Genomic DNA, 12,292 nt, shown 5'->3' on the forward strand with positions numbered 1-12,292 from the left:
GACTGAATGAGCAATGACGGCGTGAATGCAGGCCGGCGTCGCTTCTTAGTAGCAGCCACATCCGTGGTGGGTGCTGCAGGAGCGGTGGGGGCTGCGGTCCCGTTCGTGGGGTCATGGTTTCCCAGTGCCAAGGCGAAAGCCGCAGGTGCACCGGTGAAGGTGAATGTCAGCAAGATCGAGCCAGGCCAGCAGATGATTGCTGAGTGGCGCGGCCAGCCAGTCTTCATCGTTCGTCGTACTGAGGAAATCCTGGGGAATCTGAAAAAGATCGAAGGCCAGTTGTCTGACCCAAAATCTGAGAATTCCGACCAACCCGCCTACGCCAAAAACGAAGTGCGCTCGATCAAACCAGAGATTCTGCTACTGGTTGGTCTATGTACCCATCTGGGGTGCTCGCCCACCTTCCGCCCGGAAGTAGCCCCGGCAGATCTGGGGAAGGACTGGGTCGGCGGCTATTTCTGCCCGTGCCACGGTTCTCACTACGACCTCGCCGGTCGTGTCTACAAGTCCCAGCCAGCTCCTTTGAACCTGCCCGTGCCTCCGCATACCTACGAAACTGACGACCTTATTGTCATTGGCCTCGATAAGGAGAACGCGTGATGAGCAAGTTCATGGATTGGGTAGATGCGCGCTTCCCCGCCACTAAGATGTGGGAAGACCATCTCAGCAAGTACTACGCGCCAAAAAACTTCAACTTCTTCTACTTCTTCGGCTCCCTGGCCCTTCTGGTGCTGGTCAACCAGATCGTGACCGGTGTATGGCTGACGATGAGTTACACCCCGTCAGCGGAGGAGGCATTTGCTTCCGTTGAAGGCATCATGCGTGACGTCAATCATGGCGCGATCCTTCGATTGCTGCATGCCGTGGGCGCGTCGATGTTCTTCATCGTCGTGTACCTGCATATGTTCCGTGGCCTGCTCTACGGTTCGTACCAGAAACCCCGCGAGTTGGTGTGGGTCTTCGGCATGCTGATCTACCTGGCGCTGATGGCCGAAGCCTTCATGGGTTACCTGTTACCTTGGGGGCAGATGTCGTACTGGGGCGCCCAGGTGATCATCTCGCTGTTCGGCGCGATCCCGGTTATCGGCAACGATCTGACCCAGTGGATTCGTGGTGACTACCTGATCTCCGGTATCACCCTGAACCGCTTCTTTGCCTTGCACGTGGTGGCCTTGCCTATCGTGATCCTAGGCTTGGTGGTTCTGCACATCTTGGCGTTGCACGAAGTTGGCTCTAACAACCCGGACGGCGTGGACATCAAGAAGCACAAGGACGAGAACGGCATCCCGCTGGATGGCATCCCATTCCACCCGTACTACACCGTGAAAGACATCGTCGGCGTGGTCGTGTTCTTGTTCGTGTTCTGCTCGATCGTGTTCTTTTTCCCGGAGATGGGCGGTTATTTCCTGGAGAAGCCGAACTTCGAACAGGCCAACGCCTTCAAGACACCTGAGCACATTGCCCCGGTTTGGTATTTCACGCCGTTCTACGCAATCTTGCGGGCCATCCCCGACAAGCTCATGGGCGTGATCGCCATGGGTGCAGCCATTGCCGTGCTGTTCGTGTTGCCTTGGCTCGATCGAAGTCCGGTCAAATCCATGCGCTACAAAGGCTGGCTGAGCAAGATCTGGTTGTGGGTGTTCTGCATTTCGTTCGTGATCCTGGGTGTGTTGGGCGTATTGGCGCCAACTCCTGAACGTACGTTGCTGTCGCAGGTCTGCACCTTCCTGTACTTCGCCTACTTCATTCTGATGCCGTTCTATACCCGGCTTGAGAAGACCAAACCGGTTCCGGAAAGGGTGACTGGCTGATGAAAAAATTATTCGTTGCATTGATGCTTGCGGCGCTGCCGCTACTGTCCTTCGCTGCCGAGCACGGTGGTCCGGAGCTGGAAAAAGTCGATATCGACGTGTCTGACAAGGCTGCCATGCAAGACGGCGCGCGTACGTTCGCCAACTATTGCATGGGCTGTCACAGTGCCAAGTTCCAGCGGTACGAGCGGGTTGCCGATGATTTGGGCATTCCCCACGAACTGATGTTGGATAAGCTGGTGTTCACCGGTGCCAAGATTGGCGACCACATGAATATCGGTATGCAACCTGCGGACGCCAAGGCCTGGTTCGGCGCCGCACCGCCTGATCTGACCCTGGTGGCCCGTGTTCGCGGCACCGACTGGCTGTACGGCTACCTGAAGTCGTTCTACGAAGATCCGGCCCGGCCTTATCGCGTGAACAACCGAGTATTCCCGAACGTCGGCATGCCTAACGTTCTGGTCGGCCTTCAGGGCAAGCAAGTGGTAGGATGCAAGCAGATCCAGGTCGTTGAAGACGGTAAGAAGCAATATGATCCGTTGACCGGTACGCCTTTGACTCATGAAGCGTGCGATCAACTGAAGATCGAAACCCCCGGTTCGCTGACTGACGAGCAGTTCGACGAGAAGGTCAAGAACCTCGTGACCTTCCTGGCCTACTCTGCCAACCCGGTCAAACTGCAGCACCAGCGCATCGGTACTTACGTCTTGCTGTACCTGGCTTTCTTCTTCGTATTCGCCTATCTGCTCAAACGCGAATACTGGAAGGATGTGCATTGATCCAACCGTAAGCAATTGCTGTTAATCTTGCGCGCCCAGCGGCATCTCTGAATACGTAGCGAACGGGTTAACCCGCCGTTACAGAGATGCTCTCTGGGCGCGCTCGTTTTTGAGCTTCCGATAATTTCAACAAGCGAGGAGGACCGCCATGGGCGTGACCAATCGGTTGGCCTGTTACTCCGACCCCGCCGACCACTATTCCCACCGAGTACGTATCGTGCTCGCAGAGAAGGGTGTCAGCGCCGAGATCATCAGTGTGGAGGCGGGCCGTCATCCGCCAAAACTGATCGAAGTGAACCCTTACGGCAGCTTGCCCACCCTGGTCGATCGTGACCTGGCGTTGTGGGAGTCGACCGTGGTGATGGAATACCTGGATGAGCGTTATCCTCATCCGCCTTTGCTGCCGGTATATCCGGTGGCGCGTGCCAACAGTCGCCTGCTGATCCATCGGATCCAGCGCGACTGGTGTGGGCTGGTGGATGTGATTCTGGATTCGCGCAGCAAAGAGGCGGCCCGTGTCGTGGCGCGTAAGGAATTGCGCGAGAGCCTGACCGGCGTTTCGCCGTTGTTCGCCGATAAACCTTTTTTCCTCAGCGAGGAACAAAGTTTGGTGGATTGCTGCCTATTACCGATACTCTGGCGTTTGCCGATTCTCGGTATTGAACTGCCGCGGCCGGCCAAGCCGCTGCTTGATTACATGGAGCGCCAGTTTGCGCGTGAGGCTTTCCAGGCAAGTCTGTCTGGTGTCGAACGCGATATGCGCTAAGGCTTAAGGAGCCGTTGATGAACTCCAGTCGACCTTACCTGGTCCGCGCGCTCTACGAGTGGATTGTGGATAACGATTGCACCCCGCACATGCTGGTCAATTCCGAATTTCCTGCGGTTCAGGTACCGCAGGGTTTTGCCAGTGACGGGCAGATTGTGCTCAATGTATCGCCGAGTGCCGTGCGCCACCTGCACATGGACAATGAGGCGGTCAGTTTCGAAGGGCGTTTTGGCGGTGTACCGCACACGCTCTACGTGCCGATTGGCGCCATTCTTGGGATTTATGCTCGGGAAAATGGTCAGGGCATGGTGTTTGATCTGGAGTCACCTTTCGAGGACGACGAATCGATCGAAAGCGAAGAAGGTGATGATCTGCCACCACCAGATGCCGAGCCACCGCGTCCTAGCGGCCGGCCTAGCCTGAAAGTGGTGAAGTAATCGGCGTTTGCCTTCGGGTGTGCCTGAAAAATGCCTCGATTTGTGTCGGGGCATTTTTTTGCGTGAAGGATATAAGTGAAAGTCGCGACTGAACGGTGATCGTACAACCGCCATGGGCTATGATGCCTCTTTACTCAACCGAGATAGATGATTCCACATGGAAAACGCCAGCACCGCCCCTCGTCTTCCCCGCAAGCGCCGCAGCCTTGCCCAGGAATTGGTCACGGTGCTGTCTGAGCAGATCCGTGACGGCGAACTCAAACGGGGCGACAAGCTGCCCACGGAGTCCGCGATCATGGAAGCCCATGGCGTCAGTCGCACCGTAGTGCGCGAAGCCATCTCACGTTTGCAGGCGGCGGGGCAGGTGGAAACCCGTCATGGTATCGGCACTTTCGTGCTGGACACGCCGAGCCCCAGCGGTTTCCGGATTGATCCCGCCACGGTCGTGACCCTGCGCGATGTGTTGGCGATTCTGGAGTTGCGTATCAGCCTGGAAGTGGAGTCTGCCGGCCTGGCGGCCCTGCGTCGTAGCGAAGAGCAGTTGGCTGCGATGCGTGCAGCACTCGATGCGTTGAATGAAAGCGCCGCGCACGCCGGCGATGCCGTCGCCTCAGACTTCGCATTTCACCTGGAAATCGCACTCTCCACCGGCAACCGTTACTTCACCGACATCATGACGCACCTGGGCACCAGCATCATTCCACGTACCCGCTTGAATTCGGCGCGCCTGGCCCATGATGATCAACAGCATTACATGGGGCGCCTGAGCCGTGAGCACGAAGAGATTTACGAGGCGATTGCCCGCCAGGACTCAGATGCGGCGCGGGCGGCGATGCGTTTGCACCTGACTAACAGCCGTGAACGGCTGCGCCATGCCCATGAAGAGGCTGAAAGGGCAGGCTGATCAAGCCGCCGCTGGTTGGTATCACTGGGCGGCTTGGTGATCAGGGTGTCTAGCGTGACGATGTGCCATTCAGCGTTTTTCTATGACTGTTGCCTGGATTGGATATAGGCAGCCAATTCGTCCAGTGTTGGTTTCTCGGCCACGTCGTCGGGCAGTTGTAAATGAAGCTCCGTCATTGACGAGTTGATCACCCGAAGCCTTTCTTTCTTGTCAGCGATCAGCTCAGCCAAAGGCCTATCGGGATCAAAGTCTTGATCTTTTTCATCCCGACTGGCTTCGAAACCGGATGCCAGTAGGCCGAAAATTTCATCAGTGGTTTTCATGAAGCACCTCTCTTCTCAGTGTGAGTTCTAGAAGCAGAATCAAGCACGGACTGGAACCTGCGCCACGTTACGACCTCTTGATGTTCGTGGTGTCAGTTCCGTTGTCGGCATATTCGGAATGGGGCATGGCGACGTCCTGATGCGGCGACTTCAGGTATCAGGAGAGCTACAGCGAATCGCCTCAGGAGCTAATGCCTTAGCCCCTGAGGTTTGTTATCCCTCGTGTATGAACTGTGCATAACTGTTAGAAATCACAGTATCGACAAACGGTAGTGTCTAGGTCTGAGGGCTCGGCTTGTAGTCCTTAAGCAACAAATACGTACTCCACCCCCACCAATCATTGGTCCAATGCTTGTCGTTCAGGTCATTCACGTCCTTGCGGCGCAGCACTTTGTCACCCTCCATCTTGAACAATGGCGAAAAGTTATTTGCCGGGTTCTGTGCTGCGTTCAAATCCGGCACATACAGTGGAGCCTTGAAGTTGGCCGGGGAGGGCGCGATACCACTGATGAAGGTCTCAAAGATCTCGTCTGCGGATGCCTGAACGGCGCGTTTGACCTGTGCTCGATTGTTTGCGTCAACGGTATCGAAATAGCGCTTATCTCCATAGGCGTGCCACTCATCACCCATGGCATTGCGCACCTTCAGCCCGAATTTGCTGTCTTCATCGTGCATGAAGCGACTGATCAGCGAGCCCAACTCTCCCGGCGTGACCACCGCCGCCAGTTGCTTGCGTGGCACTCGCAAGTGGCCCGCGGAAAACAGATCGGTCAAGAAGTGATCAGCAAAACTGTTCATGGCATACGCCAGCTCCAGTGCCTGATCGGTACCGGTTTGATGCGCTATCACGGCCTGTTGCAACGCTGCCGTATGCCCCGCCAGGTAGGCCGATAGCGCCCATTCGCCGAAGTGATCGGCGTTGTCCGCCGCCAGTTTCAGGTAACGGCCCAGCGGAACCAGCGCCGATACCGTACTGCCGCCCCCGGTGATTCGGTTCCATTCCTCGGACAACGTATCACCCAGCGCGTCATAGGCTTCATGGGGTTGTTTGCCATCTTTAATGGCTTGATTGACCGCGCTGATTTCCTTTTGCATCACCGCGAGAATCTTTCCTGCTTCGTCCCGTGAGGCCGGCAACACTGCCAGCGAGTTAAAGGCGGCGGTGAAGCGTTGCACGCGCTCGGCAGGGGAGGCGCCATCGCTGATCGGCTTGCCAGGAATGCCATAAAAGTCACCGCCCAGGGCAATCACTTGGCCGTAGGTCAGTGCCAGCCCATTGGGTAGGTGCAGTTCGACTTGCCGGGCGGGAATCGCCGGGGCGTTCGTATTGAAGCGCAACAGTGTGTCGTCGCCGATGGCGGTGTGTTCGCCACCTTCGAAGCGCAGGATCGGTTGAGTTTTTTCGGGTGCTACGAGATCAAGACCTGACATGTTAGCTCCTTGCTATGTCGTAGGAATCTTCCGTAATGGCTGTATGTATATACAGCACTGACGAGCATAGAGGATAAATTTCCTACGTCAAGAACGCTTCTATCAACACCGTTTAAACCGAAGGTCGATGAATTGCAGTTGACGAATCTTTTTATAGTTGTACGATGACGTACGACATCACCAAAACCAACAACAATCTTTCGACAGAAAGTCTTTACCCAGGGTGTTCGAATAATGAATCCACAAGAGCTGAAGTCCATCCTCTCCCACGGTCTGCTGTCTTTCCCGGTGACCGATTTCAACGCCCAGGGTGACTTCCACCAAGCGGGCTATATCAAGCGTCTTGAATGGCTGGCCCCTTACGGCGCCACCGCATTGTTCGCCGCAGGTGGCACGGGTGAGTTTTTCTCCCTGGCGGCCAGCGAATATTCCCAAGTGGTAAAGACCGCTGTTGATACTTGCGCCACCAGCGTGCCGATCCTCGCCGGTGTTGGCGGTTCGACACGCCAAGCCATCGAATATGCCCAAGAGGCTGAACGCCTGGGCGCTAAAGGTCTGTTGTTGCTGCCGCACTACCTCACCGAAGCCAGTCAGGACGGCGTTGCAGCCCACGTTGAAGCGGTGTGCAAATCGGTGAAAATCGGTGTGGTGGTCTACAACCGTAACGTGTGCCGCCTGACCGCTCCGTTGCTGGAGCGTTTGGCCGAGCGCTGCCCGAACCTGATCGGCTACAAGGATGGCCTGGGCGATATCGAGTTGATGGTGTCGATCCGCCGTCGTCTGGGCGATCGTTTCAGCTACCTCGGCGGCCTGCCGACTGCAGAGGTTTACGCCGCTGCCTACAAGGCTCTGGGCGTGCCGGTTTACTCTTCGGCGGTGTTCAACTTCATCCCGAAAACCGCGATGGACTTCTACCACGCTATTGCCAAGGATGATCACGCCACCGTCGCCAAGATCATCGACGACTTCTTCCTGCCTTACCTGGACATCCGTAACCGCAAGTCCGGCTATGCCGTGAGTATCGTCAAGGCAGGCGCAAAAATCGCTGGCTATGACGCAGGCCCAGTGCGTACGCCGCTGACCGACTTGCTGCCGGAAGAATACGAAGCCCTGGCCGCGCTGATCGACAAGCAAGGTCCGCAATAACCCATTCACAAGGCCGCTGAGTAATCAGCGGCCTTTTGCGTCAGGAGAAGATTCGTGTCCCAAGTCCAACGTTACGAAAACTACATCAACGGCCAATGGGTAACCGGCGCCGACTACTGCACCAACCTCAATCCCTCGGAGTTGTCTGATGTCATTGGTGAATACGCCAAGGCTGACGTCACTCAAGTCAACGCTGCCATCGACGCCGCCCGCGCAGCATTTCCGGCGTGGTCCACGTCCGGTATCCAGGCGCGTCATGATGCGTTGGATAAAGTTGGCAGCGAAATCCTCGCGCGCCGTGAAGAGCTCGGCACCCTGCTGGCCCGGGAAGAGGGCAAGACCTTGCCTGAAGCCATCGGCGAAGTGACCCGCGCCGGTAACATTTTCAAGTTCTTCGCCGGTGAGTGCCTGCGTTTGTCCGGCGACTACGTGCCGTCGGTACGCCCGGGTGTCAACGTTGAAGTCACCCGTGAAGCGCTCGGTGTGGTCGGCCTGATCACGCCGTGGAACTTCCCGATCGCCATTCCTGCATGGAAGATCGCCCCGGCGCTTGCTTACGGCAACTGCGTAGTGATCAAGCCGGCCGAACTGGTACCGGGCTGCGCCTGGGCCCTCGCAGAAATTATCTCCCGCGCCGGTTTCCCTGCCGGTGTGTTCAATCTGGTGATGGGCAGCGGCCGCGTGGTAGGCGACGTGCTGGTCAACAGCCCGAAAGTCGACGGCATCAGCTTCACCGGCTCCGTCGGTGTGGGCCGTCAGATCGCCGTCAGCTGCGTGTCGCGCCAGGCGAAAGTGCAGTTGGAAATGGGCGGCAAGAATCCGCAGATCATTCTCGACGACGCCGACCTCAAGCAAGCTGTCGAGGTGTCGGTACAGAGCGCGTTCTACTCCACTGGCCAGCGTTGCACCGCGTCCAGCCGTTTGATCGTCACCGCTGGTATTCACGACCAGTTCGTCGCGGCCATGGCCGAGCGCATGAAGTCGATCAAGGTTGGCCACGCGTTGAAAAGCGGTACCGACATCGGTCCGGTGGTTTCCCAAGCTCAGTTGGATCAGGACTTGAAATACATCGACATTGGCCAAAGCGAAGGCGCGCGGCTGGTCAGCGGTGGCGGCCTGGTGACATGTGACACCGAGGGTTACTACTTGGCGCCGACGCTGTTTGCCGACAGCGAAGCCGCCATGCGCATCAGCCGTGAAGAAATTTTCGGTCCAGTGGCAAACGTTGTGCGCGTTGCGGACTACGAGGCTGCACTGGCCATGGCCAACGACACCGAATTCGGTTTGTCGGCGGGCATTGCGACCACATCGTTGAAATACGCCAACCACTTCAAGCGCCACTCCCAGGCTGGGATGGTGATGGTCAACCTGCCCACGGCAGGCGTGGATTACCACGTTCCGTTCGGTGGCCGGAAAGGCTCGTCCTATGGCTCGCGGGAGCAAGGTCGCTATGCACAAGAGTTCTACACAGTGGTGAAAACCAGCTACATCGGCTCGTAAGACGCTGATCCAGTGGGGGCCGGACGCCTGCCGGCTCCCACGCTAAAAACACAAAACTATTACCCGCAAAAAAAATAATTAGTGGGAGTACTTCTACATGCAAGCGACCAAGCCGACTCACGTCCGCTATTTGATCCTGCTCATGCTGTTCCTGGTGACCACGATCAACTACGCCGACCGGGCCACCATCGCCATCGCAGGCTCCAGCCTGCAGAAAGACCTCGGCATCGACGCGGTCACCCTCGGTTATATCTTCTCTGCATTCGGTTGGGCCTACGTGGCCGGGCAAATTCCCGGTGGCTGGCTGCTGGACCGATTCGGCTCGAAAAAAGTCTACGCCCTGAGCATCTTCACCTGGTCACTGTTCACCGTGCTGCAAGGCTATGTCGGTGAGTTCGGTGTATCCACCGCGGTTGTTGCGCTGTTCATGCTGCGCTTTATGGTGGGCCTGGCCGAAGCGCCTTCCTTCCCGGGTAACGCTCGGATTGTGGCGGCCTGGTTCCCCACCGCCGAGCGCGGTACGGCCTCGGCGATCTTCAACTCGGCGCAGTACTTCGCCACGGTGTTGTTCGCGCCGCTGATGGGCTGGATCGTCTACCGCTTTGGCTGGCAGCACGTGTTTATCGTGATGGGCGTGATCGGCATCGTGTTCTCGCTGATCTGGCTGAAAGTGATCCACAGCCCGCGCCAGCACCCGATGATCAACGAAGCTGAGCTCAACCACATCGCTGCCAATGGCGCGATGGTCGATATGGATCAGGACAAAGGCAAGGGTAAGAAAACCGACGGGCCGAAGTGGGATTACATCCGCCAGTTGCTGACCAACCGCATGATGTTAGGCGTGTACCTGGGCCAGTACTGCATCAATGGCATCACTTACTTCTTCCTGACCTGGTTCCCGGTGTACCTGGTGCAGGACCGTGGCATGACCATCCTCAAGGCCGGTTTCATCGCCTCGTTACCGGCGATCTGCGGGTTTATCGGTGGCGTGTTGGGTGGGGTCATTTCCGACTACCTGCTGCGCAAAGGCCATTCGCTGACGTTCGCCCGCAAGGCGCCGATCATTGCGGGCTTGCTGGTCTCCAGCAGCATCATCGCGTGTAACTACGTCGACGTTGAATGGATGGTGGTGGGCTTCATGGCCTTGGCCTTCTTTGGCAAAGGCGTTGGCGCACTGGGTTGGGCGGTGGTGTCCGACACCTCGCCGAAACAAATCGCCGGTCTCAGTGGTGGCTTGTTCAACACCTTCGGTAACCTGGCTTCTATCACCACGCCTATCGTGATCGGCTACATCATCAGCACCACCGGTTCCTTTAAATGGGCTCTGGTGTTCGTCGGCGCCAACGCGCTGGTGGCGGTGTTCAGCTATCTGGTCATCGTCGGTCCGATCAAACGTGTAGTACTCAAAGAGCCGCCAACCAAGGGGCCAGAGTTGACCAACCTAACCGAAGCGCATTCCTGAGGGGCCCCGTGATGCAGTTGATTGAACATGCCGACTCGCCGCGTTCCATTCGTTTGCACGAGCGCGACAACGTAGTGATCGTGGTCAATGACCAGGGCGTACCGGCCGGTACCGAGTTTCCGGACGGCCTGGTGACCGTGGATTTCATCCCCCAGAGCCATAAAGTGACCCTGGAAGACATCCCCGAAGGCGGTCAGATTATTCGCTACGGCCAGACCATCGGTTACGCCCTGGCGCCGATTCCGCGCGGCAGTTGGGTCCAGGAAGATCAATTGCGCATGCCGACCGCGCCACCGCTGGACAGCTTGCCGCTGTCCACCGAGGTGCCCGAAACCCAGGCACCGCTGGAGGGGTTTACCTTCGAGGGCTATCGCAACGCCGACGGTACTGTGGGCACGCGTAACATCCTTGGCATCACCACCACGGTGCAGTGTGTGACCGGGGTGCTGGACCATGCGGTCAAGCGCATCAAGGACGAATTGCTGCCCAAGTACCCACACGTCGATGACGTAGTGGCGCTGACCCACAGCTACGGCTGCGGGGTGGCGATCACGGCGACAGATGCGTACATCCCGATCCGTACCGTACGCAACCTGGCGCGCAACCCGAACTTGGGCGGCGAAGCCCTGGTGATCAGCCTGGGGTGCGAGAAATTGCAGGCCGGGCAGGTGATGCATGACAACGACAGCTCGGTCGACCTGAGCGAGCCGTGGCTGTATCGGTTGCAGGATTCCAGCCACGGCTTTACCGAGATGATCGAGCAGATCATGGACTTGGCCGAAGTCCGCCTGAAGAAGCTCGACCAGCGCCGCCGGGAAACCGTGCCGGCATCCGAACTGATCCTGGGTATGCAGTGCGGCGGCAGTGATGCGTTTTCCGGCATCACCGCCAACCCCGCGCTGGGTTACGCCTCTGACTTGTTGTTGCGGGCTGGGGCGACGGTTATGTTTTCCGAAGTGACCGAAGTACGCGATGCCATCTACCTGCTGACTTCTCGTGCGCAAACAAAGGAAGTTGCCGAGGAGTTGGTCAGGGAAATGGACTGGTACGACCGTTACCTGGCCAAAGGCGAAGCAGATCGCAGCGCCAATACCACGCCGGGCAACAAGAAGGGCGGGTTGTCGAATATTGTCGAGAAGTCCCTGGGTTCCATCGTCAAGTCCGGCAGCAGCGCGATCAACGGCGTGCTGGGTCCGGGTGAGCGCTTCAAGAGCAAGGGCCTGATTTTTTGTGCGACGCCGGCCAGCGACTTTGTCTGCGGTACGCTGCAATTGGCGGCGGGGATGAACCTGCATGTGTTTACCACCGGGCGTGGCACGCCGTACGGGCTGGCAATGGCGCCGGTGGTGAAGGTGTCGACCCGTACGGAGCTGGCGCAGCGCTGGCCGGACCTCATCGACATCGACGCCGGGCGCATCGCTACCGGGCGTGCGAGTATCGAGGAGCTGGGTTGGGAGTTGTTCCACTTCTATCTGGATGTGGCCAGCGGTAAGAAAAAGACCTGGGCGGAGCATCACAAGCTGCATAACGACATCACGTTGTTTAACCCGGCGCCGATTACCTGAGACCGAGTCGCCTGCATCGGGGGCAAGGCCCCTCCCACAGTTTGACCGCGTTTATCCTGTAGGAATGCGGTCGAGTGTGGGAGGGTCGGTGCGACGATTCAACTTGCCCCCGATAGCGGTCTACCGGGCGCCGTTGGGCTGTATGGCTTATCATTAGCCACCTAACGA

12 protein-coding genes are annotated in these 12,292 nt (G+C 57.8%); 10 read left to right on the forward strand and 2 right to left on the reverse strand.

Annotation, left to right across the window (positions count from 1 at the left end):
* Positions 1-6: 6 nt before the first annotated feature.
* The 6 genes from petA to CKW32_RS00965 all read left to right on the forward strand — a co-directional run bounded on the left by petA (position 7) and on the right by CKW32_RS00965 (position 4,697).
* Positions 7-600 carry a ubiquinol-cytochrome c reductase iron-sulfur subunit gene (petA, locus tag CKW32_RS00940; RefSeq protein WP_032886243.1) on the forward strand — a complete coding sequence of 198 codons (594 nt, stop codon included), beginning with the start codon at positions 7-9 and terminating at the stop codon, positions 598-600.
* Positions 600-1,811 (forward strand): cytochrome bc complex cytochrome b subunit, encoded by a 1,212-nt coding sequence (locus tag CKW32_RS00945; RefSeq protein ID WP_032886244.1) that lies wholly within the window; start codon positions 600-602, stop codon positions 1,809-1,811. Before petA ends, CKW32_RS00945 begins: the two co-directional genes overlap by 1 nt.
* Positions 1,811-2,590: a cytochrome c1 gene (locus CKW32_RS00950; protein WP_095183832.1), complete on the forward strand. Its 780-nt coding sequence runs from the start codon at positions 1,811-1,813 to the stop codon at positions 2,588-2,590. Before CKW32_RS00945 ends, CKW32_RS00950 begins: the two co-directional genes overlap by 1 nt.
* 148 nt (positions 2,591-2,738) lie before the next feature.
* Complete coding sequence (locus CKW32_RS00955; protein ID WP_032886246.1) at positions 2,739-3,356, forward strand: glutathione S-transferase N-terminal domain-containing protein; 618 nt, start codon at positions 2,739-2,741, stop codon at positions 3,354-3,356.
* Positions 3,357-3,373: 17 nt separating this feature from the next.
* Entirely contained in the window at positions 3,374-3,793 is a 420-nt protein-coding gene (locus tag CKW32_RS00960) for a ClpXP protease specificity-enhancing factor (RefSeq protein WP_032886247.1), read from the forward strand.
* Positions 3,794-3,950: 157 nt separating this feature from the next.
* Positions 3,951-4,697 (forward strand): FadR/GntR family transcriptional regulator, encoded by a 747-nt coding sequence (locus CKW32_RS00965; protein WP_032886248.1) that lies wholly within the window; start codon positions 3,951-3,953, stop codon positions 4,695-4,697.
* An 80-nt stretch (positions 4,698-4,777) separates the two neighbouring features.
* Here the strand turns inward: CKW32_RS00965 and CKW32_RS00970 are convergent, their stop codons facing one another.
* A complete protein-coding gene (locus CKW32_RS00970; RefSeq protein ID WP_032886249.1) occupies positions 4,778-5,020 on the reverse strand; it encodes a hypothetical protein in 243 nt (80 codons plus the stop codon).
* Between the two features lie 276 nt (positions 5,021-5,296).
* Positions 5,297-6,451, reverse strand: a complete 1,155-nt coding sequence (locus CKW32_RS00975; protein ID WP_095183833.1) for a phospholipase — start codon at positions 6,449-6,451, stop codon at positions 5,297-5,299.
* 234 nt (positions 6,452-6,685) lie between these two features.
* Between CKW32_RS00975 and kdgD the strand changes: the two genes are divergently transcribed.
* From kdgD to garD, 4 genes are all read left to right on the forward strand, one after another.
* A complete protein-coding gene (gene kdgD / locus CKW32_RS00980) occupies positions 6,686-7,597 on the forward strand; it encodes a 5-dehydro-4-deoxyglucarate dehydratase (protein ID WP_032886251.1) in 912 nt (303 codons plus the stop codon).
* 54 nt (positions 7,598-7,651) lie between these two features.
* The gene (locus CKW32_RS00985) at positions 7,652-9,097 is read left to right on the forward strand and encodes an aldehyde dehydrogenase family protein (RefSeq protein WP_095183834.1); all 1,446 of its coding nucleotides are present in this window, start codon (positions 7,652-7,654) and stop codon (positions 9,095-9,097) included.
* 97 nt (positions 9,098-9,194) lie between these two features.
* A complete protein-coding gene (locus tag CKW32_RS00990) occupies positions 9,195-10,559 on the forward strand; it encodes an MFS transporter (protein ID WP_032886253.1) in 1,365 nt (454 codons plus the stop codon).
* 11 nt (positions 10,560-10,570) lie between these two features.
* Positions 10,571-12,124, forward strand: coding sequence for a galactarate dehydratase (gene garD, locus CKW32_RS00995; protein ID WP_032886254.1), 1,554 nt, complete (start codon positions 10,571-10,573; stop codon positions 12,122-12,124).
* Positions 12,125-12,292 lie beyond the last annotated feature (168 nt).

Source organism: Pseudomonas sp. Irchel 3H9, assembly GCF_900187495.1.
Lineage (GTDB): Bacteria > Pseudomonadota > Gammaproteobacteria > Pseudomonadales > Pseudomonadaceae > Aquipseudomonas > Aquipseudomonas sivasensis.